Below are 26,798 nucleotides of genomic sequence, written 5' to 3' on the forward strand. Positions count from 1 at the left end.
GTTTCCCAGGCCATCATGTGGAAAACGGTATAGACTTTACGATCCGACGTCACCCGCAAGTTTCTTTCGGGCGACCGGCGCTACCCCACCTGCGACCTCGCGAATCCGTGACGCACGGCCGATCAGGTCAGCTCGGTCTCGATCCTGATCTCGCTCGTCAGCGTCCGGTGGACCGGGCATTTGTCGGCGATCTCCAGCAGCTTGGCGCGCTGCGCCTCGTCCAGCTCGCCGGTCAGCTCGAGGCGCCGTCCGATGCGGTCGAGCAGGCCGCTGCGGGTCTCGCAGTCGGCGCAGTCCTCGGCATGGATCTTGTCGTGCGTCAGGGTGACGCTCGTGCGCTCCAGCGGCCAGCCCTTGCGCTCGGCATAGAGCCTGAGCGTCATCGAGGTGCAGGCGCCGAGCGCCGCCAGCAGCAGGTCGTAGGGGCTCGGACCGCCGTCCTCGCCGCCGACGGCGACCGGCTCGTCGGCGGCCAGGCGATGGCGCCCGGCGCGGATCGTCTGGCCGAGCCGGCCGCTGCCGCTCTCGGTGACGACGACCGTGCCCTCGGCCGGCGTCTCGCCCCCGGCCGTGACCGCGCCCGCCGGCTCGCCGACCGGCTGGCCGGCGACTGAATCGACCGGCTCGGGCTGCCGGATCGTCGCCGGCAGGTAGCGACCGGCCCAGGCCGCCAGCACCTCGGCGACGAACTCGGCGTCGCGGCGCCGGGTCAGCAGGTGGTCGGCGTCGTCGAGCGAGACGAAGGACTTCGGATGCTTCGCGGCGAGAAAGATCCTGGTCGCGTTGTCGATGCCGACGGTCTCGTCGCGCGGCGCATGGAAGATCAGCAGCGGCCGCTTCAGCCCGGCGATGCGCTCGGCGAGGCGGTGCTCGGCGATGTCGTCGAGGAACTGCTTCTTGATGCGGAACGGCCGGCCGGCGAGCAGCACCTCGGCCTCGCCGTCGCGCTCGATCGCCGCGCGCGAGCCGGTGAAGTGGTGCTCGACGTGCGACGGCTCGGCGGGCGCGGCGATCGTCGCGACCGCCTTGACCTCCGGGATGTCGCCGGCCGCCGCCAGCACCGCGGCGCCGCCCAGCGAGTGGCCGACCAGCAGGTCGGGCGCCAGGCCGCGCCGCTTGAGGTGATCGGCGGCATGCAGCAGGTCGGCGACGTTGGAGGAGAAGCTGCTGTTGGCGAACTCGCCCTGGCTGTGGCCGAGGCCGGTGAAGTCGAAGCGCAGCACCGCGATGCCCCGCTCGGCCAGCCGCTCGGCGATGCGCGCGGCCGCGAAGATGTCCTTGGTGCAGGTGAAGCAGTGGGCGAAGAGCGCGGTCGCGCGCGGCGCCCCCTCGGGCAGGTCGAGGCGCGCGGCAAGCTCCAGGCCGCCCTCTCCGGGAAAGGTGAACTTCTCGCTGCGGATCGCCATGCTCCGGCCTCCCTGCCCGTGTTGTCCCGAGGATCGACACTCCGGGGGCGATGCCCCGGGGTCCAAGGTGCCATGCCAGCACGGCATTGTGCCCCCGACAACCACGGGCTTTCACCGGCCGCCGGGCTTCGCTAGCTTGCGGCGCCATGGACAGGTCATTCGACGAGACCGCGGTCGAGATCTTCGAGCGCACCACGCTGCACGACGACTGGATGCGGGTCGACCGCTTCCGCCTGCGCCACCGCCGCTTCGCCGGCGGCTGGACCGGCGCGCTGGACCGCGAGATCATGGTGCGCGGCGAGATCGCCGTGGTGCTGCCCTACGACCCGGTCCGCGACGAGATCGTGCTGGTCGAGCAGTTCCGCCTGCCGACCTTCGTCGGCGGCGGCGACGCCTGGCAGGTCGAGCCGGTCGCCGGCATGGTCGACCCCGGCGAGGACAGCCCGGCGGCGGCGCGCCGCGAGCTGGCCGAGGAAGCCGGCCTGAGCTGCTCGGCACTGGTCAAGGCCTGCCGCTACTTTCCCTCGCCCGGCGGCAACACCCAGGTCATGGACTTCTTCGTCGCCCGCGTCGACGCGAGCCGGGCCGGCGGCCTGTTCGGCATGGAGCACGAGGACGAGGACATCCAGGTCCGCGTGCTGCCGGTCGAAACCGCCCTCGCGCTGCTCGACGCCGGCCGCTTCCAGGGCGGGCCGATGCTGATCGCGCTGCTCTGGCTGGCCCGGCACCGCGAGCGGCTGCGCGCCGAGTGGCTCGACCCCGAGGGGACCGGGGGCTAAGCTCGCCGCCCCCACCGAACCCGGCGGTTCCGGCCGCCTTTCGTCCCATTGCTGGAGAGGACCCCATGGACGTGCGCGACGGCTTCATCGGCACCATCGGCGACACGCCGCTGATCAAGCTGCGCCACGCCTCGGAAGCGACCGGCTGCACGATCCTCGGCAAGGCCGAGTTCCTCAATCCCGGCGGCTCGGTCAAGGACCGCGCCGCCCTGGCCATCGTCTCCGACGCCGAGCGCAGGGGCCTGCTGAGGCCCGGCGGGGTGATCGTCGAGGGCACCGCCGGCAACACCGGCATCGGCCTCGCCCTGGTCGGCCGCGCACGCGGCTACCGCACCGTCATCGTCATCCCGGAGACCCAGAGCCAGGAGAAGAAGGACATGCTCCGGCTCTGCGGCGCCGACCTGCGCGAGGTGCCGGCCAAGCCCTACAGGGACCCCGGCAACTACGTCCACGTCTCGCACCGCCTGGCCGACGAGCTGGCGGCCAGCGAGCCGAACGGCGCGATCTGGGCCAACCAGTTCGACAACGTCGCCAACCGCCAGGGTCACTTCGAGACGACCGGGCCGGAGATCTGGGACCAGACCGGCGGCCATATCGACGGCTTCGTCGCGGCGGTCGGCACCGGCGGCACGCTGGCCGGCACCGCCATGGCCCTCAAGCAGCGCAAGCCGACGGTCAAGGTGGCGCTCGCCGACCCGCCGGGCTCGGCGCTCTGGCACTACTATGCCAAGGGCGAGCTCAAGGCCGAGGGCAGCTCGATCACCGAGGGCATCGGCCAGGGCCGCATCACCGCCAACCTAGCGGACGCGCCGATCGACGTCGCCTTCCAGATCCCCGACAGCGAGTCGGTCGCGGTGGTCTTCGACCTCCTGGAGCGCGAGGGCCTCTGCCTGGGCGGCTCGAGCGGCGTCAACGTCGCCGGCGCGATCCGCCTCGCCCGGGAGCTGGGACCGGGCCACACCATCGTGACGATCCTCTGCGATTCCGGCACGCGCTACATGAGCAAGCTGTTCAACCCGGCCTTCCTCCGGGAAAAGGACCTGCCCACCCCCGGCTGGATGAAGTGAGCCAGACCATGACCGAGCTGCTGTTCCGCGACGACGCCTACCTCAAGAGCTGCGAGGCCGAGGTCGTCTCGGCCGGGCCCGAGGGCCTGCGCCTCGACCGCACGGTGTTCTATGCCGAGTCCGGCGGCCAGCCGGGCGACAGCGGCACCCTGACCTGGGACGGCGGCCAGGCGCGGGTCGTCGACACCCGCAAGGGCGACGGCCCGGAGGACATCGTCCATCTCCTCGAGGAGGGCGCGCCCGTTCCGCCGCCCGGCACCAGGGTCACCGCGGAGATCGACTGGGCGCGCCGGCACCGTCACATGCGCATCCACACCTGCATGCACCTGCTCTGCTCGCTGGTCGAGGGCGACGTGACCGGCGGCCAGATCGGCGACGGCAAGGGCCGCCTGGACTTCAACGTGCCCGGCGCGGCGCTCGACAAGGAGGCGCTGACCGAGGGCCTGAACCGGCTGATCGCCGAGGACCACCCGGTGCGCCCGCGCTGGGTCACCGACGCCGAGCTCGAGGCCGACCCGAACCTGGTGCGTACCATGTCGGTGCGCCCGCCCTCGGGCAGCGGCCGGGTCCGCCTGCTCGAGATCGAGGGCGTCGACCTGCAGGCCTGCGGCGGCACCCACGTCGCGCACACCGGCGAGATCGGCCGCGTCGAGATCGGCAAGATCGAGAACAAGGGCCGGCAGAACCGCCGGGTCAACATCCGCTTCGCCGAGGGCTGAGCCGTGGCCGCAACCTCATCGACCCGCCGCGGCGACTCGCTGGCCGAGCGCTGCCTCGTCTCGACCGACTGGCTGGCCGAGCACCTCAGCGCGCCGGACGTGCGCGTCGTCGACGCCACCTACTTCCTGCCGATCGAGGGCCGCGACGCCCGCGCCGAATACGCCGCGCAGCACATCCCCGGCGCGGTCTTCTTCGACATCGACGACGTCAAGGACCCGTCCAATCCCCTGCCCCACATGCTGCCGCCGCCCGAGGTCTTCTCCTCGAAGGTGCGCAAGCTCGGGCTCGGCGACGGCAACCGCATCGTCGTCTACGACAGCCGCGGCCTGTTCTCGGCGCCGCGCGTCTGGTGGACCTTCCGGATCTACGGCCACGAGGACGTCGCGGTGCTCGACGGCGGCCTGCCGAAGTGGCTGGCCGAGGGCCGCGCGGTCGACGACCATCCGGTGCTGCCGATGGAGCGGCACTTCACGGTGCGCATGAACTCGCTGCTGCTGCGCGAGCTCGAGCAGGTCCAGGCCAACATCGCCAGCGGCCGCGAGCAGCTGCTCGACGCGCGCGCCGCCGAGCGCTTCCGCGGCGAGGTCGAGGAGGTCCGGCCCGGCCAGCGCCGCGGCCACATCCCGGGCAGCCTCAACCTGCCCTTCCTCGAGCTCAGCGCCCCCGACGGCACGCTGCTGCCGCCGGACCGGCTGCGCGAGCGCTTCGCGGCGGCCGGCATCGACCCGCGGCGCCCGGTCGTCACGACCTGCGGCTCGGGGGTCACGGCCTGCGTGCTGCTGCTCGGCCTGGCGCGCATCGGCGCCGGCGGCAACCTCGCGGTCTACGACGGCTCCTGGTCGGAGTGGGGCCTGCCCGACGGCCCGCCGATCGAGACCGGCCCCGCCCAGGCGAGCGGCCCGGGCAGCGCGGGCTGAGCGGGCGATGCCCGAGCTGGAGCCGGCGGGCTACGCCCTGCGCCCCTATCGCGACGCGGACTTCGAGGCCTGCGTCGAGCTGTGGCGCAAGTGCGGCATCACGGTCTCCTACAACGACCCGGCCGAGGACGTGGCGCTGTGGCAGCGCTCGACCGAGGCCGAGATCCTGCTGGCCGAGCGCGGCGGTGCCGTCGTCGGCACGATCTGCGTCGGCCACGACGGCCACCGCGGCTGGCTCTACCAGGTCGCGGTCGATCCGAAGCTGCGCCACCAGGGCCTCGGCCGCAAGCTGGTGCGCGCCGGCGAGGACTGGCTGATCGAGCGCGGCGTGCCCAAGGTCCAGCTGATGATCCGGCCGACCAACGAGGGCGTGCGCCGCTTCTACGAGAGCCTCGGCTACGAGCTGACGCCGCGCCTGATCATGGCGCGCTGGCTGAAGCAGCTCACCGGCCCGCAGCCGGTCGAGCCGGCGACCCTCAAGGTCACGGTCACCTATCTCGAGATGACCGAGCCGCCGCGCCCCGAGCCGGCGCACCCGCCGTCGAACCGCCGGATCGCCCTGCTGCGCGCCCAGAAGCCGACGCTCAAGTTCTACCGCTTCCTCTACGACGCCGTCGGCGAGGACTGGACCTGGTGGGAGCGGCGCATCATCCCCGACGAGCGCCTGGCCGCCTACCTGCAGGACGAGCGGGTCGAGGTCTACGTCCTCTACGTCGAGGGCCAGCCGGCCGGCTTCTTCGAGCTCGACGGCCGCGAGGCGGGCCGCATCGACCTCGGGATGTTCGGCCTGATGCCGCAGTTCGTCGGCCAGGGCCTCGGCGGCTGGTTCCTGCAGGCGGCGGTCGAGACGGCCTGGGAGCGCAAGCCGGCCCGGGTCACGGTGAACACCTGCACCCTGGACCACCCGCGCGCCCTGCCGCTCTACCAGAAGGCGGGCTTCACGCCGGTCCGCCAGGAGGCCAAGACGATCGTCGACCCGCGGTCGATCGGCATCCTGCCGCCGAAGCAGAAGGCCACCTGAGCCGCCCCCGGCCACCAGCCGGAGCACGGAACCCGCGCGTCACTTTCCCGATTTCGACTCCCACAGCCCGGCCATGGTCCGGCAGGCGGTGCGCCAGTCGAAGTCGCGGCGCGCCGCCTCGGGCGGCAGCGGCGGCTCGGCCATGGCCCGCTCCAGGGCGTCGGCGGCCTCTTCCGCGGTCGCGAAGAAATGCGTGTTGGGATAGCGCCGGAAGGGCTCGTTCGCCGGGCAGTCGCTCAGCACCACGTGGCGCCCGGCGACGAGGGCCTCGGCCGTTGCCGTGCACAGGACCTCGCTGAGCGACGGGTTGAGGAACACCCGGTAGTCCCCGAGCCGCTCCCAGGGGGCGGTCGTGGCCCCCAGGAACCGGAGGGGCGCCGAGACCTCGCGCGCCCGCGCCCGGATCGCCGCGCCGTCCGGTCCGTCCCCCAGGATGTCGATCGTCCGCCCCGTACGACGCGCCACCTCGATCACCGTCTCCAGTCCCTTCTCCCAGACCAGCCGGCCGAGGAAGCACGCCCCTCCGCGGCCCGGCAGGACGGGCGGAACCTCGGCATAGCCGGCGAACACGCCGGTCACCTGAGCCGCCCGGCTCGGATGACCGAGGGTGACCTCCGCCACCGCGGGCGAGACCGGCACCGCGAAGTCGGTGTGACGGCGGACGAGACGCCGGTGGAACCGCGTGACCTGCCGCCCGAGCCAGCGCGCGCCCGGCAGCCCCGTCTGCCCGACGTAGTAGGCATAGTTTGTCATCACGATGCCGCAGACCGTCTCGGCCTCGACCTCGGCGCGCCGGCGAGTCAGGGGATGCCAGGCCAGATGCTCGGGCTCGCAGAGGATCAGGACCCGGGCCGGGGGGGCCGCCCGGAAGACGTCTTCGAGCGGCACGATGCTGCGCAGCAGCCGCGACGCGTGGCCCCGGTAGTGGAAGACCTCGGGCAGGACCCTGCCGCCGACCCGGGCGACCTCCCCGGCCAGCCAGTCGGCATGCGCCCGGCGCGTCGCGAAGGTCGGCTCGCCCCACAGCCAGGACTGGCCGCGCTCCCCGACCCAGGGCACGACGAAGGCGACGCGCAGCCCCAGCTCGGCCAGCCCGGCGGCCTGATGCAGCATCAGGTAGGCCGGCCCCGTCAGCCACGGCGGCGCGGCGGTCGTGACCACCGCCACGTCGAAATCCCATTTGCGCACAGTCGACATGCCTTCGCGGAGCTGGAGCCGGGCCGGCCGATATTGTCATGCGCGGGCGAGGATGGTGCAATGCGCCGCGACGGGACAGCGAGGGCACATCCGCCTGATCAACCTGCACAAACCGGAGACCGAGACCCGCCGGCCGGGATCCCTTTCGGCCACCGACGAGAGGGAGAACCGGGGACGTTGCGATGCGCATAATGACCACCGGGGGCGCCGGCTACGTCGGCAGCGCCTGCTTCAGATACCTCCGGGCCCGGGGGCACGAGGTCTTCGCCTACGACGACCTGTCGCTGGGCAATGCAGCGGCGGTCTGCGACTCCCGGCTGTTCCGCGGCGACATCCGCGACGAGGACCGGCTGGCCGAGCTGATGGCGCGGCTGGCGATCGACACGGTCATCCATCTCTGCGGGCTCTCCTCGGTCGCGGAATCGGTCCTGGCGCCGGAGCGCTACCGCTCGGTCAATCTCGACGGCACGCAGGCCGTGCTGCGCGCCATGACGAGAGCCGGCGTCCGCCGCCTGCTGTTCTCCAGCACCGGCAGCGTCTACGGGCACGGATCGGGCGCGCCGATGGCGGAGGACGACCCGCTCGCGCCGAACTCGCCCTATGCGTCCTCCAAGGCCGCCGCCGAGGAGATGATCCGGGAACGGGCGCGCGACGAGGGGATCGGCGCGGTGATCTTTCGCTACTTCAACGCCGCGGGGGCCGATCTCGACGGCCGGCACGGCGAGGCCAGGGCCCGCGAGACCCGCCTGATCCCGATGATCATGCGCAGCCTCTCGAGCCCCGGGGAGGAACTGACCATCTTCGGCGGCGACTGGCCGACGCCGGACGGGACCTGCATCCGCGACTTCGTGCATGTCGAGGACGTCGCGCACGCGCACCTGCTGGCCTGCGGCTCGATCGCCGAAGGCCGGGTCGAGACCTACAACGTCGGCTCCGGCGCCGGGACCTCCGTGCTCGAGGTCGTCCGCGAGTGCGAGCGGGTGAGCGGCATCGCGCCGCGCTACCGCATCGCGGACCGCCGCCCCGGCGACGCCATGGAGAACGTGGCGGACATCGCCCGGATCACCGAGCGGCTCGGCTGGCAGCCGAAACGCTCGGCGCTGCGCTCGATCGTCGAAACGGCCTGGCGCTGGCACCGGACGCACCCCGAAGGCTACGCGACGCGCGGGCCTCGCGCGACGATCGCGGCCGGCATGAAGGATGCCGGCTAGTTCCCGCTCCGCCCGAGGATCCGCCTCAGGATCTCCGGGATCTGGCGCGCCGCCGCGTTGCGCCCCTGGGCGGCGGCCTCCTCGGTGGGGGCGAGGCTGCCGGCGAGCAGGCGCCTGAGCGCCCGGGCGAAGTGGCGCGGCGTGGCGAAGGTCGCTCCGGCCCCCGCCCGGCGGATCCAGTGCAGCACCGCGCGCTCCTGCGGCATCACGCGGTGGCTGTCGACCAGCAGCGGCAGGCCGAAGGTCAGCGCCTCGCTGACCGACAGCGGTCCGTTCTTGCCGATGAAGAGGTCGGACATCGCCATGTAGCGGTGGACCTCCCGGGTGAAGCCCAGGACGAGCGACGGATAGGGCAGCTCGGCGGCCGACAGCGCCTCGGCCAGCGTCTCGTTGCGGCCGCAGAGGAAGATCATCTGGACGTCCGGCGGGTCGTCGCGGAGGGCCTCGGCCAGCTCGAGCATGCGCCAGCTGCCGTAGCCGCCGTAGAGCATGCAGGCGACCGGCCGGTCCGGATCGAGACCGGCCTCGCGCCGCGCCGCGGCCACGTCGATCTCCGGCCGGTCCAGGAAGGCCGGGCGCAGCAGCAGGCCGGCCATCCGGAACCGGCGGCCCTCGGGCAGGATCCGCGCCAGCTGCCGCCAGCTCCGCTCGGTGCCGCAGATCGCATCGTAGTCCCGGCCGCGGGGGAACCAGACGTCCCGGCTGAGCTCCGCCCAGTCGGTCATCAGCACGGCAAACGGCACCCTGCCGCCCTGGTAGCCGGCCAGGCTGTCGATCATCAGATGGTTGATCACCGGCAGCACGGAGAGCACGAGGTCCGGCCGGCTGCGCTCCCAGAGCGCCCGGAAGGCCCGGCGCCCCGGACCGCCGAGCAGGCGGACGTTGAGCACGGCCAGCAGATAGAAGCCGAGGCAGAGCAGTCCGGTATGGCCGCGCCGCAGGACCAGTTCGTTGTAGGTCTCCTCGACGTCGCGCGCGGTCCAGCGCCTGAAGAGGTCGAGCCCCGGCAGCACCTCCTGGTAGGCGTTGACCAGCGTCACGCGGAAGCCGCCCGCCGAGACCAGGATCTCCCGCAGGGCTTCGGCGGCAGCCCGGTGGCCGCCACCGGCATCCGTGTAGACGACGACGACGTGGCGCTCGTCGGACTTCCCGTCTTCCCCCATCGAATCCCGTGTGCTTGCGGCCTGTCGAGGCGCTACTGAAGGCGGTGCCGTCTCCCCTGGGCGGCAGCAGCGGGTAGCAGGAAACCGGCCGGCTGTCGACAAACGGCGGCCGAGCGTCAAGAGTGTGGCAACCCCCTCGGTCGCTAAGATTCGCCCGACGACACCATCAGGACCACCCCCGACGCCATGACAGAGCTTGCCCTTTCGGCCCTGACCGACGTCATCCTGGCCTGCGGCCTGTACTTCCTCGCGGGACTCTCGATGCGGCCGGATGTCGAGCGAGGCTCCCCGGCGGGGCTCTGGGCCCTGATGCTGTTCCTGATCGCCACCGGCACCATGCTCGGCGTCATCGACCACGCCTTCTATCAGCCGATCGGCCATCCGGCGCACCGCTGGCTGATGTTCGCCACCCGCACCTGCCTGGCTCTCGCCAGCTTCACCATGCTGCTCTCGACGGCCCGGCAGTTCCTGTCGTCCGGCTGGGTGCGCCTCTGCACGGCGATCGGCCTGGCGGGACTCGTCGTCGAGCTCGTCCTGCTGTTCCTCTTCGACAACTTCCTGGTGGTGATCGCGGCCTACAGCCTCGTGCTGCTGCTGACCCTGGCCCTGCACCTCGCCAACCTGCGCTCCCGCAAGGGCTCGCTCGCCATGGTCGCCGGCATCATGATCGTCCTCGGCGCCTCGCTGCTGGCGCCGCTCGGCAGTCAGGGGCTGCCCGGGCTCGGGCTCTATGCCACCTACCACATCGCGCTGATGCCGGGCGCGATCGGCTTCTACCTCGGCGGCCGCCGCCTGGCCCCCACGGCGGCCTAGGCGGGCCCCGGCCGATGCTGCCCGTCCTCGTCTCGTCGTTGCTGTTCTACAGCCAGTACGCCGCGCACATCGGCCTCGCCGCCTCGAAGAGCGCGCGCGGACGCCTGACCAATCCCGAGCTGGTCAAGGGCAGCCAGGCGCTGCGCCGCTCGCTGGAGCGCTCCGGGGTGCGCTTCGACATCTCCGGCAGCGAGTCGATCGACCGCGAGGGCGGGCCCTACGTCTTCGTCGCCAACCACATGAGCCCGCTGGAGACGCAGATCCTGCCGGCCGTGCTGCGGGCCGCCGCGCCCTGCACCTTCGTGGTCAAGGCCGGCCTGCTGGAGTACCCGGTCTTCGGCTCGGTGCTGCGCTCCTTCGACCCGGTCGTGGTCAGCCGCACCGACCCGCGGGCCGATCTGCGCCGGGTGATCGAGCAGGGCAGCGCGCGCCTGCGCGACGGCATCTCGGTGATCGTCTTCCCGCAGGCCCACCGGACCCAGGGCTTCGACCGCCAGGCCTTCAACTCCATGGGCATGCGCCTGGCCCGCGCGGCCGGCGTGCCGCTCGTGCCGATCGCCCTCGACACGGCGGCCTGGTCGCCCGGCAAGCTGATCAAGGACCTGGGCTGGATCCAGCCGGCGCGCCCGGTCCGCTTCGCGATCGGCGAAGCGATCCCGGTCGGCGACGACGGCTCTGCGGCCCATCGCCGGGTTGTCTCCTTCATCGAATCGCGTCTCGATGCCTGGGCCCTGGCCGAGCCGCCCCCGGGCGCCGCCAGCCGCGCCGCAGCTGCCGCCCCCGAGGAACCCGCGATCTCAGTGCAAGACGGCAGATAGATGAACGACACCCCCCCGGAAGCGCAGCCCGACGCCGGCACCTCCCCGACGCCCGTCTCCGACGTCGACGCCGGCACCTTCAAGATGCTCTCGCCCGAAACGCGCCAGGCGATGGACAGCATCGCCCAGCGGGAGCGGTTCGACGCAGGCCGGATCATCTTCGACGAGGGCGACCACTGCAACGACCTGTTCATCGTCGAGGACGGCGAGGTCGTCTGCTACCGCACGGGACAGGCGGAAGACGAGGAGTGGCCGATCCTGCGCGTCGCGCGCGGCGACATCTTCGGCGAGCTCACCTTCCTCGACGGCGGTCCCCAGCACCTGACGGCGCGCGCCGAGACCGACAGCGCGATCCTGAAGGTCAGCCCCTTCGACCTGCTGGAGCTGGACGACGGCGACCACTACTACGACAACCTGCGCGCCAGCGTCGGCATCACCGTCGTCGAGCGCCTGAGGACCGGCACGGAGATTCATGTCGCCGTCCTCAAGCGGCAGCTCGACCTGGCCAGGATGCAGCAGCACTTCGGCCGCTTCTTCCTCTACACGCTGGCGCTGTTCTCGATCGTCATGCTGGTCAGCAACGCGATCGCCACGCGCCTGCTGAACGTCGACATCTACACGCAGAGCTTCGCCTGGCAGTACCTCGCCATCCTGTTGCTGCCGACCCTGGTGATCATCCGGATGCTCAGGCTGTCGCTGCACGACATGGGCCTCAGCAGCGTCGGGCTCAGGAAATCGCTGACCGAAGGCGGCGCGCTCTCGCTGGTGGCCATCGGCCTCACCGCGGCGTTCATCGCCTTCTCCGGAAAGCCGGTCGTCGTGCACTGGGCGGGCTTTCCGACCTACATCGCGCACTCCTTCCTCCAGGAGGTCGTCGCGCGCGGCTTCATGCAGACCTCGTTCCAGCGCTTTCTCAACGATCAGAAGGGCCTGAGGTCGGTGTTCATCAGCAGCGTGCTGTTCGGGATGTTCCACGTGCACTTCGGGCTGCCGGCCGTCGGCGTGGTCATCCTCAGCGGCTTCGTGTTCGGCGCGTTCTACCTGCGCCACCAGAACATCTACGGCGTCACGCTGCTGCACATCGTGCTCGGCTCCTGCGCCTTCACGCTCGGCCTGCTGTAGCCGGCCGGGCCGCGACCGCCCGTCCGGGGCCGCGCACGGCCTGCCAGAAGCCGAGCACGTTCCTGTTGTACTCGGCGTCGCCGCGCGCCTTCAGCTCGTAGTGCAGCTGGCGCAGCCTGTGGTAGGGCACGCCGGGGTAGAGATGGTGCGCCGTATGGAAGCGCAGGCCGAGGGGCTGCAGCAGCGCCGCCAGGGGCGCCTCCACGGTGAAGCTGTCGACCAGCTGGTCGTGCCTGTCCGTCGAGTCGACGTGGCGCTCCATCCGGTGCTCCAGCGGAATGCGCAGGGTCACCAGCAGCCAGCCGCCGACGAGGACCAGGTAGAGCAGCGGCACGGTCTGCGGCAGGACGGCCGCGTAGAGGGCGAAGAGAACGAGGTAGTAGCGGCTGAGGGTCGTCACCTCCCGCCGGTGCTGCGCCTCGACCTCGCTGCCCATCGTGAAGTCGAAGTGCCGCTGGAGGAACCGCTCGAGGCGCGCCTCGGCGTCGACCCCCAGGCTCGCGGTGACCATCAGGGCGAAGTTCAGCAGCGGCATCAGGAACGGGCCGACGAACAGCACGAAGATCATGAATCCGGGATCGTGCCTGAGCTCCAGGTACTGCGGATCGGCCTTGGTGCCGAAGGTCCCCCTGGCGTGATGGACGAGATGCGGCTTGAAGAAGCGCGGGGCCGGCAGCTGGATCACCGCGCCGATCGTCAGGTTCCAGAGGCGGATGAAGCCCTGCATCCGCGGGTCGCTGTAGCGGTGCGTGATCTCGTGGACGAAGGCCCCCGCCCGGTGGACCGAGAAGCTGGCGAGCACCAGGGGCACGACGACCAGCGGCCAGTCCGCCGTGGCGCACCAGGCGAAGCTGGCGACGAAGACCGCCAGCGGGATCAGGTAGTCGCGGTAGTAGGCGGCCAAGTCGGCGACGAAGTAGCGCCTGTCGATGCCGCCGGCCGCCCCGGCCGCCTTCCCCCGGTCCTCCAGCAGGCTACTCCGCGGCAACCGTCGACGCCTCCCCGGCCCGGGCCCGGCGCGTCTCCTCGACCGGCGTAAGCTCGCAGGCATAGTGCGCGAGCCCGTTGCGCCGCTTCTCCAGCCGCAGGGCCAGCTCGACGAGGTAGGCGTAGGCCAGCCAGACGCCGGTGAGCGCCACGATCCAGGTGTTCGACGCGAAGCGCCGGCAGAAGTGCGGGACCATCGGCTCGACCGGGTAACCGGCCCGCCGCGAGCGGCGGTCCTTGATGCGCAGCGCCCCGGAATCGCCGGTGTGCATGCGCTCAAGCATCGCGATCGTCCGCGTGCAGACGAAGGTGCTGCGCACAATGTCCATCGGCAGGCCGTGGTAGAGCGCCCGGCCGAGCACCGTCTTCAGGTGCCTGAGGGAGAAGTAGTCGCTCCAGCAGCGCCAGTAGAGGTCCTGCACCTCCTGCCGCGTCATCAGCGGATGGGCGGTGGTCACGTGGGTGCTGTCGTAGCGGTTGAGGTCGAGGTCCATCGCCGTGCCGGCGGCGACCAGCTTCTTGTGGTCCTCCGATCCGGGCAGGGGCGTCAGCAGGAAGACCGTCAGGAAGTCGATCGGATAGACCTCCTGCAGCTCGCGGATCTCCTCGGCCAGGCGCGCGGGCGTGTCGTTCGGCAGGCCGACGATGTAGCCGGCGTAGACCATGATCCCGGCGCGCTTCCAGGTCACGATCATGTCGCGCAGCTGGTGGACCTTGTTCTGGCCCTTGGCCGCTGCCGCGAGGTTGTCCGCGCGCACCGACTCCAGGCCGACGAAGAGCCGGGTCACGCCGGCCCGCCGGCAGGCCTCGACGAAGCCGGAGATCCGGGTCGCCAGGGCGTCGACCTGGATCCAGATGTCCCAGCGCCGCCGGGGATCCTCCCGGCGCAGCCTGGCGAAGATCTCCAGGACCTCGCGCCAGATCGGGCTGCGGGCGAAGTTGTCGTCGGTGACCAGGATCGTCTTCCCGCCGGCGTCCGCCCACTGCCGCAGGTAGCGCTCGATGGCCTCCGGCGTCCGGGGCCGCAGGGTGCGGCCGTGGAAATTGATGATCGTGCAGAAGCTGCAGACGAAGGGACAGCCGCGGCCGACCTCGACGCCGTAGTAGCCCTCGACCGTCCGCGCCGCCAGGTCGTGCATCAGCACCTGGTTCGGTGCCGTCGCGAGGTCTGTCGTGCTGCCCAGGTAGTTGTAGAGCGGCTTCAGGGTGCCGTCGAAGATGTCGCGCAGCAGCTCGTCGATGCCGGGCTCGAGCTCTCCGGCATAGAGGCTGACGCCCGCCTCGGCGACGCCCTCGAAGGCCGGGGTCCAGTCCGGCACCATCGCCAGCGAGCCGCTGACGTGGAAGCCGCCGACGACGACCTGGTAGCCGGCCGCGGTGAACTGCTTCGCGACGTCGAGGGCGCGCGGGAACTGGCTGCTCTGGACGCCGGTCATCAGCACCGCCGAGCGGTCGAAGCCGTCGAGCCAGCGCATCAGCTTCGCCGGCTGCAGGATCTCGCAGACCTCGTCGATGCGCCGGCTCTCGACCTGCACGTCGGGACCGAGCACCAGCCGCTGAGCGGCATCGGCGATGATGCCGTCGACCACGGCGAGGGAGTTGGCCACGATGAAGGCGCTGCGCCACTGGATGACATAGCCGTCGTCGTCGTAGTGCGACGGCTTGATCAGCAGCAGGCCGAGACGGCCGCGGCGCGACACGCGCTCCGTCGTTCCCCCCGAAGGCCCTCCCGAAGCCTGCATCGATGGCCCTTCCCCGCCCGCCTGGCGCGCTCGTCCCTGACGCTCCCAGTAGAACATCTGGGCCCCGGGGAGGCCAGGAGAACGATACCGCCGCGCCGTCGGGCGCCGCTGCGAGCGGGGCCGGGGCCCTGCCGAAGCTAGTGGTGCAGGATCTGGCTGAGGAACAGCTTGGTCCGGTCGGACTGCGGGTTGTTGAAGAACGACTCGGGGTCGTTCTCCTCGATGATCTCGCCGCCGTCCATGAAGATGACGCGGTTCGCGACCTTGCGCGCGAAGCCCATCTCGTGGGTCACGCAGAGCATGGTCATGCCCGATTCCGCGAGGCTGACCATGGTGTCGAGCACCTCGGAGATCATCTCCGGGTCGAGCGCCGAGGTCGGCTCGTCGAACAGCATGATCTCCGGATTCATGCAGAGCGAGCGGGCGATCGCCACGCGCTGCTGCTGGCCGCCGGACAGCTGCCCCGGGAACTTGTTCGCCTGCTCCGGGATGCGCACCCGGCGCAGGTACTCCATGGCGGCCTCCTCGGCCTCCCGCTTCGGCATCTTGCGCACCCAGATCGGCGCCAGGGTGCAGTTGTCGAGCACGGTCAGGTGCGGGAACAGGTTGAAGTGCTGGAACACCATGCCGACCTCGCGGCGGATCTCGGCGATGTTCTTGATGTCGTCGGTCAGCTCGACGCCGCTGACCACGATGTCGCCCTTCTGGTGCTGCTCGAGGCGGTTGATGCAGCGGATCAGCGTTGACTTGCCGGAGCCCGAGGGACCGCAGATGACGATCCGCTCGCCCTTGTGCACCGTGAGGTTGATGTTCTTCAGCACGTGGAACTCGCCGTACCACTTGTGCATGTTGCGGATCTCGATGGCGACTTCCTCGGAAACCTTCATCCGAGAGGTGTCGACCGTTGGATCGGCGGGCTGGCTCTGGAGGTCGCTCATGGCTGGTTCCGTCTGGTGCGAAGGGTTGGGCTAGCGTCGGCGGTGACCGGTGTCGAGCTTCTTCTCCAGGTAGATGGAGTAGCGCGACATGGTGAAACAGAAGCTGAAGAAGACCAGGCCGACGAAGACGTAGGTTTCCTGGAAGAAGCCGATCCAGTTGGCATCGGAGTTGGTCGACTTTGCGACCTGCAGCAGGTCGAGGATGCCGATGATGCCGAGCAGCGTCGTGTCCTTGAACAGGCCGATGAAGGTGTTGACGATGCCCGGAATGACGATCTTCAGGGCCTGCGGCAGGATGATCAGCCGCATGTTCTTCCAGTAGGTGAGGCCGAGCGCGTCGGCGGCCTCGTACTGGCCCTTCGGGATCGCCTGCAGGCCGCCGCGCACGACCTCGGCCATGTAGGCGGAGGCGAAGAGCGCGACGCCGATCAGGGCGCGCAGGAACTTGTCGAAGTTGACGCCCTCGGGCAGGAACAGCGGCAGCATCACCGAGCTCATGAACAGCACGGTGATCAGCGGCACGCCGCGCACCGCCTCGATGAAGGCGATCGACAGGGCCCGCACGACCGGCAGGCGCGAGCGCCGGCCGAGCGCCAGGACGATGCCGATCGGCAGGCTGGCGGAGATGCCGACGACGCCCGAGATCAGGGTCGCCAGCAGGCCGCCCCACTTGTCCGTGCCGACGGTCGGCATGACCACGCCGTCGTGGTTCACCTGGTTGCCGGCGAACAGGATCAGCCCGGCCAGCAGCGCGACGACGACGACCAGCGGCCGGCGGCTGCGCCACTCGGCCTCGCTGGCCCGCCGGGCGGCCTGGCGCAGCACCGAGACCAGCCCCCAGGCGAAGCTCGCGATCAGGATCAGCCACCAGAGCGGCGAGAGCGGCAGGCCGAGAACGTAGAGGTCGCCGGAGAGGAACTGCTCCAGCAGGCCGCCCGGCTTGCTGACCACCTGGCCGACGTTGAGCGAGCTGTCGGCCGCCGCCATGGCGTCGGTCACCTTGGCCTGGATGGTCGCCGGCTCGAAGCCGAAGACCCGCTCGGGGCCGAGGGCGAAGAACAGCACCACCGCCAGTACCGGGGCGACGTAGCTGAACACCAGCAGGCGCCGGCGCGCCGGCACGCCGGGCCAGGCGAAGGGCACCAGCGCCGCGGCCAGGACCAGGGCGCCGAGGACCAGGCGCAGCGGCCCGTGGGCCAGCGCGACACCGGTCAGCAGGTAGTAGGCGATCAGCGGGTAGGCCGCGCTGAACCACATCAGGCGGCGGCGGAACGGCATGCCGGTGAACAGCAGGGGCGGCACCGCGATCAGCAGGCCGAGGAAGGCGAGCAGCGGGCGCCACAGCTGGTCGCGGTCGTAGAAGCCGACCAGGAACAGGGTGACGCGCGACTTGACCACGACCCAGCAGGCGCCGTTGTAGGCACTGCCCCAGTCGGTCAGCGGCTTCAGCTCGCCGTAGATCTCCTCCGCCGCGGCGACGTTCTTCTTCGCGACGGCGTCGTGGAGCTGCGCCGCCAGCTGCTGCGGCTGGACCTTGGCGATGACCGGCTCGAGGCTGGCCGGCACCAGGCCGGCCTTCTCGGTCGCGGCGTAGCGGTCGAGGAACACGCCGAGCGTGCTCTCGATGCCGAGGAACGCGGAGCTGGCGGCCCGCTGGTCGCCCCTGGCCTTGGCGGCCTGGCTCTCGCTCAGGCCGGCCGCCGTCGGGTCGAGGGCGTAGTCGGCGGCGCTGAAGGACGCGATGCCCTCGCCGAGCGCGGTCGCCGTCCGGCCCAGGTCGCAGACCCGCCGGTCCGGTCCGGAAACCACCGCGTCGACGACCGCCCAGTTCACGATCGGCACGACGGCGAGGTAGAGCAGCACCAACGTGGCGAGCGTCGCGATCGCGTTGACCGGGCTCGAGAAGAGGTTCTCGCGCAGCCAGCCGATGATGCCGACCGTGCCCGGCGGCGGCGGCAGGTTGGGGTGCTGGCCCGGCGGGTAGTAGATGCTTCCGTCGTCCTGCGGAACCTGGCTTTCCGACATCACCATGGCGTCAACGCTCCACCAGCGCGATGCGCCGGTTGTAGATGTTCATCACGAACGAGATCATCAGCGAGATCGTCAGGTAGACCGCCATGGTCAGCGCGATGCACTCGACCGCCTGGCCGGTCTGGTTGAGCGTGATGCCGCTCAGCGTCGCGACCAGCTCGGCGTAGCCGATGGCGACGCCGAGCGAGGAGTTCTTGGTCAGGTTCAGGTACTGGCTGGTCAGCGGCGGCACGATCACCCTGAGCGCCTGCGGGATGATGATCAGCCGCATCGTCCAGCGCGGCTTGAGCCCCAGCGCATAGGCCGCCTCGGTCTGGCCGTGGCTGACCGAGAGGATGCCGGCGCGCACGATCTCGGCGATGAAGGCCGCGGTGTAGAGCGACAGCGCGAGCAGCAGGGCGACGAACTCCGGCGTGATCGTGAAGCCGCCGCGGAAGCTGAAGGCGCCGAGCTTCGGCACGTCGAACGACATCGGCCGGCCGGCGCCGAGGTAGGCGACGACCGGCAGCAGCACGATCAGCCCGACGTTGATCCAGAAGCTGGGAAAGCGCTGGCCGGTCGCCTCCTGGCGCTTGTGCGCCCAGCGCGACAGGCCGATGGCGATCAGGATGCCGACGAGCAGCGCCACCGGCACGATCGAGAAGCCCGGCTCCAGGATCGGCGCCGGCGCCTGCAGGCCGCGATTGGAGATGTAGGCGCCGATGCCGAGGTCCATCGCGTTGCGGACCTGCGGCAGCGAGATCATCACCGCGTACCAGAAGTAGATCTGCAGCAGCAGCGGGATGTTCCGGACGACCTCGATGTAGCAGTAGACCGCCTTCGACAGCAGCCAGTTCGGCGACAGCCGCAGCACGCCCAGGATGAAGCCGATGACCGTGGCCAGCACCACGCCGACGCCCGCGACCAGCAGCGTGTTGAGCAGGCCGACCAGGAAGGCGCGGCCGTGGGTGTTGGTCGGGCCGTAGGAGATCAGCGTGTTCTTGAGCTCGTAGCCCGCCTGCACGTCCAGGAAGCCGAAGCCGCTGGCGATGCCGCGCTCGGCCAGATTGTGCGCCGTGTTGTGGACGATGAAGGCGAGGAAGGTACCGGCCAGGCCGATGGTCAGTGCCTGGAGCAGAAGCCCGCGGAAGCGCTGGTCGGTCCAGAGTGAGGAACCGAGCTTCGCACGTTCGGCCAGATCGACCGCCATGTCGCCCCCTTGTGTTCTCTATGCGCCATCGCGGGCCGCGGATCTTTCCGCCCGGGGCCCTCCCAGCAAGGCCTCCGTCGCCCGTGAACGGTCGACTTTCCGGAGCCCGGCCCCGGCGCACGCCTGGCGCGGCCGGTCCGTTCGAGCCACAGGCTCCCCGTTTGAAGGCCGCAGCCGGCCCTCACCCGATTCGGTTCAAAAGCGGATCAACGTTCAATGCGATGCCGAAACCGGGCCCGTGCCGCGGGCCGGGGCCCGCGGCACGGTTCCGGATTGGCTCAGCGGAACGGCGGCGAGTAGAGGATGCCGCCATCCTTCCACAGCGCGTTCAGGCCGCGCTCGAGGCCCAGCGGCGTCTTGACGCCGACGTTGCGCTCGAAGACCTCGGAATAGTTACCGACGCTCTTGATGATGTTGTACGCCCACTCGTTCGGCAGGCCGAGCATGGCGCCCATCTCGCCCTCGACGCCGAGCAGGCGCTTGACCTCGGGATTGTCCGAGCTGGTCTTCATCTCGTCGACGTTCTTCGAGGTCACGCCGTCTTCCTCGGCCGTGATCATCGCGTTCAGCACCCAGCGGCCGATGTCGCCCCAGTTGTTGTCGCCGTGGCGGACCAGCGGGCCCAGCGGCTCCTTGGAGATGATCTCGGGCAGGATGACGTGGGCCGAGGGGTCGGCCATCGAGGCGCGCTGCGCGGCGAGACCCGAGGCGTCGGTCGTGTAGACGTCGCAGCGGCCGGCCTCGTAGGCCTCGCGGGCCTGGTCCGAGGTGTCGATCGTGACCGGCTCGAACTTCATGTTGTGGCTGCGGAAGAAGTCCGCGAGGTTGAGCTCGGTGGTGGTGCCGGTCTGGATGCAGACGCTGGCGCCGTCGAGCTGCTTGGCCGAGGAGATGCCCATGTCCTTGCGGATCATGAAGCCCTGGCCGTCGTAGTAGTCGGTGCCGACGAACTCGAAGCCGAGCTGGACGTCGCGCGACAGGGTCCAGGTGGTGTTGCGCGACAGGATGTCGATCTCGCCGGACTGCAGCGCGGTGAAGCGCTCCTTGGCGGTGGTCGGCGTGAAGGCGACCTTGTCGGGATCGCCGAAGATCGCCGCGGCGACGGCCCGGCAGTAGTCGACGTCGAAGCCTTCCCACTTGCCCTGGGCGTTCGGCTGCGAGAAGCCGGCGAGACCGGTCGAGACGCCGCACTTCAGCTGGCCCCTCGACTTGACGTTCTCCAGCGTCGACTGCGCGGCGGCGGTACCGGCGGTAAGCGCGGTGACCACAGCGGCGGCGACGAGAATCCTGGTCAGTTTCATTTGGTGACCTTCCCTGTTGTCCTAACTTTGTCGTCTTGAGCGGTTATGCCCCCCGCGGCTCGCCGCAGATCTTTTGCTCGTCTGCGCTGCCGCGGAATCACCGCTTCGGGCGCAACCATGAAACATCCCTGAAGCAAAGGCAACAAATCCGATCATGGCTGCCATGAGCTTTTGTCGGGTGCCCTTGGCGGGGCTCGCTGCCTTCGCGTAGACAGGTGACAGTGCCCCCGGAACGCCCGGACGGGCGCCCGTGAACAGCACAGAGGGTCGACCCGATGACCGGGAAAGTAAAGTCTGGACTACAACCGGATACCATCCTCGGTCATGCCGGCCGGGACCTGACGGCCCATGGCGGCCGCGCCATCAACCCGCCGGTGGTGCGCGCCTCGACCATCGTCTTCGACAGCCTGGCCGACTGGGCGGCTGCGGCGCCGCGGCGCATGGAGCCGGACTTCGTCCAGTACGGCCGCTTCGGCACGCCGACCCACTTCGCCCTCAACGACGCCATCGCCAAGCTGGAGGGCGCCCACGCCGCGCTCTGCCTGCCCTCCGGCCTCGCCGCCATCGTCGTGACCTATCTCGCCTTCCTGGGGCCCGGCGACCATGCCCTGGTCGCCGACACGGTCTACGCGCCGAACCGCAACACCTGCACCGGCCTGCTGGCGCGCATCGGCGTCGAGACGACCTTCTACGATCCGTCGGTCGGCGCCGGCATCGCCGAGCTGATCCGGCCGAACACGAAGCTGATCTTCCTGGAGGCGCCGGGCTCGCTCACCTTCGAGATGCAGGACGTGCCGGCGATCGCCGAGGCCGCGCGCGCCCGCGGCGTCGTCACCGCGATCGACAACACCTGGGCGACGCCGCTCTACTTCCGGCCGCTCGAGGTCGGCGTCGACGTCTCGCTGATGGCCGGCACCAAGTACGTCGTCGGCCATTCCGACGCCATGCTCGGCACGCTCGCCACGACCGAGGCGCACTACGAGCGCATCAAGAAGACGAGCCACGAGCTCGGCTACGCGGTCGGGCCGGACGACGCCTGGCTGGCGCTGCGCGGCCTGCGCACCCTCTCGGTGCGCCTGGCCCGGCACCACGAGAGCGGCCTCGAGGTCGCGCGCTGGCTGGCCGCCCGGCCGGAGGTCGCCCGCGTCTTCCACCCCGCCCTGCCCGGCGATCCCGGCCACGCGCTCTGGAAGCGCGACTTCAGCGGCGCCTGCGGCCTCTTCGGCTTCGAGCTGAAGCCGGTCTCCGAGGCCGCCGTCGCCGCCCTGGTCGACGGCCTCGAGCTGTTCGGCCTCGGCGCCTCCTGGGGCGGCTACGAGAGCCTGGTGCTGCCCGCCCACCCGGAGAAGCTGCGCACGGCCGTGCCCTGGGACGGCAAGGGCCCGATCCTGCGCCTGCACGTCGGCCTGGAGGATCCCGGCGACCTGATCGCCGATCTCGAGGCCGGCTTCGAGCGGCTCCGCGCCGCGGGCGGCTGACCATGGTCGCCCGGCCGCGCCTCAGGATCCTGCTCGGCTCGGCGATCGCGGTCGGCCCCGGCAAGGCCGACCTGCTGGCGGCGATCGGCCGCGAGCGCTCGATCAGCGGCGCGGCCAAGACCATGGGCATGTCCTACCGGCGCGCCTGGCTCCTGGTCGAGACCATGAACGCCTGCTTCGCCGGGCCGCTGGTCGAGGCGGCGCGTGGCGGCAGCGGCGGCGGCGGCGCGCACCTGACGCCGCTCGGCGAGGAGGTCCTGGCCCGCTACCGCGCACTCGAGGAGAAGGGCGCCGAGGCCCTGGCCGACGACCTCGCCGACTTCGCCACCCTGCTCAAGGAGGAGCCGCCGGCCGAGGAGTGAGGACGCCCCTCCCTGCTCCCCCCTAAGGGCTCCCTCTCCGCCCCGGGGGGCGGAGAGGGTTGGGGAGAGGTGGGGGGAATCGCTCTCGACGCAAGCGCAGGCGGCCAAGTCGGAATCGCCCCACCTCTCCGCGCGCAGCGCCGCGCTACGCGCCCCTCTCCGCCCCCCGGGGCGGAGAGGGAAATTGAGTGCTAGGCCGCCGCCAGCGTGCCCCTGCGTACGATCTCCGCGTCGAGCCGCCCGGCCAGCGCCGGGCTGACGCCGGTCATCGGCAGGCGGAGCTCCGGGCTGTCGATCAGGCCGGTGCGCCAGAGCCAGTGCTTGACCGCCGCCGGGCTCGGCTCGGCGAACAGCAGGCGGGCGAGCTCGAAGAGCGGGCGCCAGCGGGCCCTCCCGGTCGCCGATCGGCTCGGCGCATGCCGGCCAACACCGGCCGCCTGAACCTGCCACCCCGCCAAGACTCCATCATCAGCGGGCCACCACCAAAGCCGACACACAGCGTGCCGGCGCTAAAGCTACGAAAGAAGCTTTGGTGGGGCAACGATGCATGTTGCGCGGAAGCCACGCGGCGGCTTGCTGGTCGAGGCGGCGGACGCGAGGCGGCCATAGCGATCTCAGGCCGTTTCGGCGGCGAGACGATCAAGGTGCCGCAGGGCAAGCACCAGCAGAAGACGCTGATCCGACACGTGCTTGACCGGGACGCGACCTCCAGGAAGTCGCCCGCTTGGTCGGTTGCCATGCCGAGACGGTGCAACGGGAAAAGAACGGTCTGTGGTCAACACGCAGTTTAACCTGCTCGACGCAGCTCGCTGAGCGCCGGCGATAGTTTCGCCCTCTGCCGGACCGCGCCATCATGGAATCGCGCAGCGAACGGGTGGAGAGGCGATGATGGAACAGCTCTTCCGTAAAACCAGCATCTTTGAGGTGATGGAGGTGCATCGTCGGGAAGCGGATAAGCGCGTACAGGGAATCGAAGGTGACCGATTACTAAACACACCTACTGACGATCTCGTTGCCTATATGGGGAAAATATTGGGTTTTGAGATACCGATTCTCAAGAGAGGGGCGGCCATAGCGGATCAACATGAGCAGACGCGAACGATCCAGGACTATGGGCGTATAATCGAAATACCGGAAACAGTAGTCACGCTTACCGTGCCATTTACCGGCGACCGCGACTTCTTCCGGGTACAACCGCAGACGTCCAGACCACTGCCTAAGGCGGTCGTTAATCCCAATGAACTCGTTCTTCTGGTCAAGGTGGGCGACCAAAGCGCCGATCAGATAAAGGCTGAGTTTGAGCGGCAGCTCGACAACATAGAGAGTAATCTGGAATCACTCAGGACGACCGCAAAGCAGTTCAACGATGACTTGGCGAGGCTTGCCCGCAACCTCATCGACTCCAGAAAGCAGAAGCTGCTCAAGGATCGACAGCTCGTGTCAGGCCTGGGATATCGGATGAAAGACCGAGGCGACACCTCGCACACATACGCGGCTCCGCAGGTGCGACGAAAGATCGAACCTCGCTTGCCACCTGCGTCGGCAGCTCCCTACAAGCCCGAGCCGGTCCTCGATGAAGCGATCTACAAGGAGATACTCGGGACCATCGAGAGCATGACGATGGTCATGGAGCGCAGCCCCTCGGCCTTCGAGGAGATGTCGGAGGAGGACCTTCGGCAGCAGTACCTGGTTCAGCTCAACGGCCGGTTCGAGGGGCAGGCGACCGGCGAGACCTTCAACCATGCCGGCAAGACGGACATCCTGATCCGGGTCCAGGACCGGAACATCTTCATCGCCGAGTGCAAGTTCTGGAGGGGCGAGAAGTTGTTTCTGGCGGCGGTCGACCAGATCCTCTCCTACCTCAGTTGGCGGGACACGAAAGCCGCCATCGTGCTTTTCAATCGGCAGAAGACCTTCTCAGCAGTCCTCGATAAGGTGCGGCAGGCGATGGAGGCGCACCCGCAGAAGAAGCGGGGCCCCTCCGTCGAGGGGGAGACTAGGTTCCGCTATGTGCTTGGCAACCCCCGCGATCCCAGCCGGGAGATCATCCTGACGGTCCTCGCCTTCGACGTTCCCGCCGCCGAGGCGAAGTCCTGATGCCCCCTGGCTGCAACGTGCAGGCGGTTGCCCGCCTCTAGTTGGCTGGGGAAGTTGTGGGTCACCAGTGGCAAGCCTTCCGCAACGGCTCGATCGCGTCTTCGACACCGGTGATCGGGAATTCCATCGTCAAGGACGACTCACTGAAGGGCGTCGCGCGCACCAGCAGCGTTTTCTTGCCGAAGAGCTGCTTGATGAATGGGATCGATCTGTCACCGGACCACAGCCCCAAGGCTTCATGGTCGGTCGACTCTGACAGGGATCGATCGAATGCCTTCTCCGAGTCGATGCGGAAGGTCACATCCCCATAGGAGCCGTTGTCCGCCATGAAGTGGCCGGCGAACGTCAGCCACAGACCGGTCTTGTTCTCGCGACAGGCGATGACCAACGTCGGATAGCCGGTGCCGCCGAAACGCCTGCGGATCTCGCCACGTGCATCGAGGAACATGAAGACATTCGTCGTGTCGTCGATCTTCGATCGCTCGATCGTTACCCGCCACTTCGAATAATCGGCCTTCTCGGTGTGGGAGCTCTTCCGGAAGATCAGGTCGAAGCAGGTCAGGCGCCGGTTGTCGTCGGCGATCTTCGCGCAGTCCTCTGGCGATGCAGCTTGAGCGGCCGTCGACCCGAGCAGCACCAAGACTGCGAGAAAAAGAGAAAATCGCATATCCCCCTCCCCAGAAGCAGCGATGCGGCACCGCATCACGGCCGGAAAGTACGCACCAATTTCCGGGTCCCAATGGCATCGCGCCCTCGGCCGCTGCCCGCTCGATTTACGCCACTAGCTCAGGTCAGCTGTGTACCAGGGATTGCCATCCGTTATGAAATCAGGGCCGCCGCCGCCGTTGCGCTTGATGGCTAGGTGGCCTGCGTTCCCGAGGATGGAAGAGATGACTTCACCGTCGTTCAGCTTGGTGGCCGCCAAGCACTTGAGCAACTCAACGATCTGGGCTTCCGACAGCGAGTCGGCGGGTACATTCCGTTCGAACATCAAATTGGTGCTGTCGTAACCGCGGATTCTCCAGTGCTCTGCCATCGCTCCTCTCCTTGATCGAGTTGGCGATCGAGACAGTCAGAAAGCGGGAGTTGTGCGAACGCAACCTTTTTCCGCAGCCAATTGATGGCACCTCGGCCGCGCTACACACTCGGCGCCCTCCCGCCCTGCAGGACGCTCGATTTCCCTTTCCCTTCCCAAGCCCGTGGGAAGGGACGAAGCGGCCATTGAAGCACACCCAGTCACCATTTCGGGTTGTCCCGGACAGTCCCAGGCGGCGAGTCGGGCAGTGACCTCCCAAGCACTCATCCAGTCTTTTGACAGGCGGGTTGTAGTCTCGAGCGGACGAGAGTCGCCCCGCCTCTCCGCGCGCAGCGCCGCGCTACGCGCCCCTCTCCGCCCCCCGGGGCAGAGAGGGAAGACGCTGGTAAGCCGCCGCCAGCGTGCCCCTGCGTACGATCTCCGCGTCGAGCCGCCCGGCCAGCGCCGGGCTGACGCCGGTCATCGGCAGGCGAACCTCCGGGCTGTCGATCAGGCCGGTGCGCCAGAGCCAGTGCTTGACCGCCGCCGGGCTCGGCTCGGCGAACAGCAGGCGGGCGAGCTCGAAGAGCGGGCGCCAGCGCGCCAGGGCGCCGGCCCGGTCGCCGGCCAGCAGGGCCTGCCGCACGGCCGCGAAGAGCCGCGTCTCGGCGTGGGCCGCGGCCAGGATGCCGCCGTCGGCGCCCTGGCAGAGCGCGCCGTGGAAGAGGGCGTCCTCGCCGGTCAGCACCGAGAAGCCGGCCGGCCGGCGGCACAGCAGGTCGAAGGAGAGCTGAGGGTCGCGGCAGCAGTCCTTGAGGCCGGCGATATTGGGCAGTTCGGCCAGCGCCAGCAGCGTCTCATTCTCGATGGCGACGCCGGTCCGGTAGGGGATGTTGTAGAGCAGGATCGGCCGGTCGGTCGCCCCCGCCAGCGCCTCGAAATGCCGGCGCAGCCCCTCCTGCGACGGCCGCACGTAGTAGGGCGCCGGGATCAGGTAGCCCTCGACCGGCCAGGCCTCGGTCGCTTCGAGCTTCGCGGCGAGCCGACGGGTGTCGCTGCCCGACAGGCCGAGGAACAGCGGCAGCGCCCGGGTCCGCGCCGCCGCGGCGGCCGCGACCAGCCGCTCGGTCTCGCCGGCGTCCAGCGTCAGCGCCTCGCCGGTCGTCGCGGCCAGGATCAGGCCCTCGACCGGCTGCTCGCAGTAGTGCCGCACCAGGCGGGCCAGCGAGGCCTCGTCCAGCGCGCCGTCCCGGAAGGGCGTGACCAGCGGCAGCCACAGCCCCGCGATCGCCCGGTGGTTCTCGTCGATCTCTCGCATCCGTCCGTTCTCCTTTCCTCGAAAGGCCGTCGGAAGCGGAGGCAAGACAGACGAAAGGCCCCGTCCGAACGGCCGGGGCCTTGGGTTTCGCGCCGAAGCCGGCGCG

At 69.7% G+C, this 26,798-nt stretch carries 25 protein-coding genes; 12 read left to right on the top strand and 13 right to left on the bottom strand.

Features of this window, described 5'->3' with window-relative positions; all coding sequences use genetic code 11:
- Positions 1-122 precede the first annotated feature (122 nt).
- Complete coding sequence (locus B9O00_RS06595; protein ID WP_200808425.1) at positions 123-1,406, bottom strand: bifunctional alpha/beta hydrolase/OsmC family protein; 1,284 nt, start codon at positions 1,404-1,406, stop codon at positions 123-125.
- Between the two features lie 146 nt (positions 1,407-1,552).
- Here B9O00_RS06595 and B9O00_RS06600 point away from each other — a divergent pair, with 146 nt between their 5' ends.
- From B9O00_RS06600 to B9O00_RS33680, 5 genes are all read left to right on the top strand, one after another.
- Positions 1,553-2,185, top strand: a complete 633-nt coding sequence (locus tag B9O00_RS06600; protein WP_159460127.1) for an NUDIX domain-containing protein — start codon at positions 1,553-1,555, stop codon at positions 2,183-2,185.
- 65 nt (positions 2,186-2,250) lie between these two features.
- Positions 2,251-3,252, top strand: a complete 1,002-nt coding sequence (locus B9O00_RS06605; protein ID WP_085121667.1) for a cysteine synthase A — start codon at positions 2,251-2,253, stop codon at positions 3,250-3,252.
- 8 nt (positions 3,253-3,260) lie between these two features.
- Positions 3,261-3,971, top strand: a complete 711-nt coding sequence (locus B9O00_RS06610) for an alanyl-tRNA editing protein (protein ID WP_085121715.1) — start codon at positions 3,261-3,263, stop codon at positions 3,969-3,971.
- Positions 3,972-3,974: 3 nt separating this feature from the next.
- Positions 3,975-4,889: a 3-mercaptopyruvate sulfurtransferase gene (sseA, locus tag B9O00_RS06615; protein WP_235017050.1), complete on the top strand. Its 915-nt coding sequence runs from the start codon at positions 3,975-3,977 to the stop codon at positions 4,887-4,889.
- A gap of 7 nt (positions 4,890-4,896) precedes the next feature.
- The gene (locus B9O00_RS33680) at positions 4,897-5,910 is read left to right on the top strand and encodes a GNAT family acetyltransferase (RefSeq protein WP_085121668.1); all 1,014 of its coding nucleotides are present in this window, start codon (positions 4,897-4,899) and stop codon (positions 5,908-5,910) included.
- Between the two features lie 39 nt (positions 5,911-5,949).
- On the opposite strand, the gene B9O00_RS06625 is transcribed toward B9O00_RS33680, so the two are convergent.
- A complete protein-coding gene (locus tag B9O00_RS06625; RefSeq protein WP_085121669.1) occupies positions 5,950-7,107 on the bottom strand; it encodes a glycosyltransferase in 1,158 nt (385 codons plus the stop codon).
- A 191-nt stretch (positions 7,108-7,298) separates the two neighbouring features.
- On the opposite strand from B9O00_RS06625, the gene galE reads away from it, so the two are divergent.
- Positions 7,299-8,318, top strand: a complete 1,020-nt coding sequence (gene galE, locus B9O00_RS06630; protein WP_159460128.1) for a UDP-glucose 4-epimerase GalE — start codon at positions 7,299-7,301, stop codon at positions 8,316-8,318.
- Here the strand turns inward: galE and B9O00_RS06635 are convergent.
- Positions 8,315-9,481, bottom strand: coding sequence for a glycosyltransferase family protein (locus tag B9O00_RS06635; protein ID WP_085121671.1), 1,167 nt, complete (start codon positions 9,479-9,481; stop codon positions 8,315-8,317). The genes galE and B9O00_RS06635 overlap by 4 nt on opposite strands.
- A 186-nt stretch (positions 9,482-9,667) precedes the next feature.
- Here B9O00_RS06635 and B9O00_RS06640 point away from each other — a divergent pair, with 186 nt between their 5' ends.
- From B9O00_RS06640 to B9O00_RS06650, 3 genes are read left to right on the top strand one after another with little or no spacing between them, the layout of a single operon-like run.
- Entirely contained in the window at positions 9,668-10,294 is a 627-nt protein-coding gene (locus B9O00_RS06640; RefSeq protein ID WP_085121672.1) for a DUF6962 family protein, read from the top strand.
- Between the two features lie 14 nt (positions 10,295-10,308).
- Positions 10,309-11,112 carry a lysophospholipid acyltransferase family protein gene (locus B9O00_RS06645; protein WP_085121673.1) on the top strand — a complete coding sequence of 268 codons (804 nt, stop codon included), beginning with the start codon at positions 10,309-10,311 and terminating at the stop codon, positions 11,110-11,112.
- On the top strand, positions 11,113-12,234 hold the full coding sequence (locus tag B9O00_RS06650) for a cyclic nucleotide-binding domain-containing protein (protein WP_085121674.1): 1,122 nt from the start codon (positions 11,113-11,115) through the stop codon (positions 12,232-12,234).
- Here B9O00_RS06650 and B9O00_RS06655 read toward each other — a convergent pair.
- The 6 genes from B9O00_RS06655 to B9O00_RS06680 all read right to left on the bottom strand — a co-directional run bounded on the left by B9O00_RS06655 (position 12,215) and on the right by B9O00_RS06680 (position 20,422).
- The gene (locus B9O00_RS06655) at positions 12,215-13,222 is read right to left on the bottom strand and encodes a fatty acid desaturase family protein (protein ID WP_159460129.1); all 1,008 of its coding nucleotides are present in this window, start codon (positions 13,220-13,222) and stop codon (positions 12,215-12,217) included. The two genes, B9O00_RS06650 and B9O00_RS06655, sit on opposite strands and share 20 nt — an antisense overlap.
- Entirely contained in the window at positions 13,209-14,921 is a 1,713-nt protein-coding gene (locus B9O00_RS06660) for a B12-binding domain-containing radical SAM protein (protein WP_200808426.1), read from the bottom strand. Before B9O00_RS06660 ends, B9O00_RS06655 begins: the two co-directional genes overlap by 14 nt.
- A 179-nt stretch (positions 14,922-15,100) precedes the next feature.
- Positions 15,101-15,850, bottom strand: a complete 750-nt coding sequence (locus B9O00_RS06665) for an amino acid ABC transporter ATP-binding protein (RefSeq protein ID WP_200808432.1) — start codon at positions 15,848-15,850, stop codon at positions 15,101-15,103.
- Positions 15,851-15,931: 81 nt separating this feature from the next.
- Positions 15,932-17,932 (bottom strand): amino acid ABC transporter permease, encoded by a 2,001-nt coding sequence (locus B9O00_RS34235; protein WP_367575457.1) that lies wholly within the window; start codon positions 17,930-17,932, stop codon positions 15,932-15,934.
- A 4-nt stretch (positions 17,933-17,936) separates the two neighbouring features.
- A complete protein-coding gene (locus tag B9O00_RS06675; RefSeq protein WP_085121678.1) occupies positions 17,937-19,121 on the bottom strand; it encodes an amino acid ABC transporter permease in 1,185 nt (394 codons plus the stop codon).
- 278 nt (positions 19,122-19,399) lie between these two features.
- Positions 19,400-20,422, bottom strand: coding sequence for an amino acid ABC transporter substrate-binding protein (locus B9O00_RS06680; RefSeq protein WP_085121679.1), 1,023 nt, complete (start codon positions 20,420-20,422; stop codon positions 19,400-19,402).
- Between the two features lie 275 nt (positions 20,423-20,697).
- On the opposite strand from B9O00_RS06680, the gene metC reads away from it, so the two are divergent.
- Entirely contained in the window at positions 20,698-21,900 is a 1,203-nt protein-coding gene (gene metC, locus B9O00_RS06685; RefSeq protein WP_085121680.1) for a cystathionine beta-lyase, read from the top strand.
- Positions 21,901-21,902: 2 nt separating this feature from the next.
- The gene (locus B9O00_RS06690; protein WP_179243934.1) at positions 21,903-22,262 is read left to right on the top strand and encodes a winged helix-turn-helix domain-containing protein; all 360 of its coding nucleotides are present in this window, start codon (positions 21,903-21,905) and stop codon (positions 22,260-22,262) included.
- A 191-nt stretch (positions 22,263-22,453) separates the two neighbouring features.
- On the opposite strand, the gene B9O00_RS06695 is transcribed toward B9O00_RS06690, so the two are convergent.
- Positions 22,454-22,720 (bottom strand): beta/alpha barrel domain-containing protein, encoded by a 267-nt coding sequence (locus B9O00_RS06695; RefSeq protein ID WP_085121681.1) that lies wholly within the window; start codon positions 22,718-22,720, stop codon positions 22,454-22,456.
- 430 nt (positions 22,721-23,150) lie between these two features.
- Between B9O00_RS06695 and B9O00_RS06700 the strand changes: the two genes are divergently transcribed.
- Positions 23,151-24,359 carry a hypothetical protein gene (locus B9O00_RS06700; protein ID WP_200808427.1) on the top strand — a complete coding sequence of 403 codons (1,209 nt, stop codon included), beginning with the start codon at positions 23,151-23,153 and terminating at the stop codon, positions 24,357-24,359.
- Positions 24,360-24,420: 61 nt separating this feature from the next.
- On the opposite strand, the gene B9O00_RS06705 is transcribed toward B9O00_RS06700, so the two are convergent.
- The 3 genes from B9O00_RS06705 to B9O00_RS06715 all read right to left on the bottom strand — a co-directional run bounded on the left by B9O00_RS06705 (position 24,421) and on the right by B9O00_RS06715 (position 26,692).
- Entirely contained in the window at positions 24,421-25,026 is a 606-nt protein-coding gene (locus B9O00_RS06705) for a type VI secretion system-associated protein TagO (protein ID WP_159460130.1), read from the bottom strand.
- A gap of 114 nt (positions 25,027-25,140) precedes the next feature.
- Positions 25,141-25,395, bottom strand: coding sequence for a hypothetical protein (locus B9O00_RS06710; RefSeq protein ID WP_085121684.1), 255 nt, complete (start codon positions 25,393-25,395; stop codon positions 25,141-25,143).
- Between the two features lie 340 nt (positions 25,396-25,735).
- Positions 25,736-26,692 (bottom strand): 4-hydroxy-tetrahydrodipicolinate synthase family protein, encoded by a 957-nt coding sequence (locus B9O00_RS06715; protein ID WP_085121685.1) that lies wholly within the window; start codon positions 26,690-26,692, stop codon positions 25,736-25,738.
- Positions 26,693-26,798 lie beyond the last annotated feature (106 nt).

Source organism: Tistlia consotensis USBA 355 (assembly GCF_900177295.1).
GTDB lineage: Bacteria > Pseudomonadota > Alphaproteobacteria > Kiloniellales > DSM-21159 > Tistlia > Tistlia consotensis.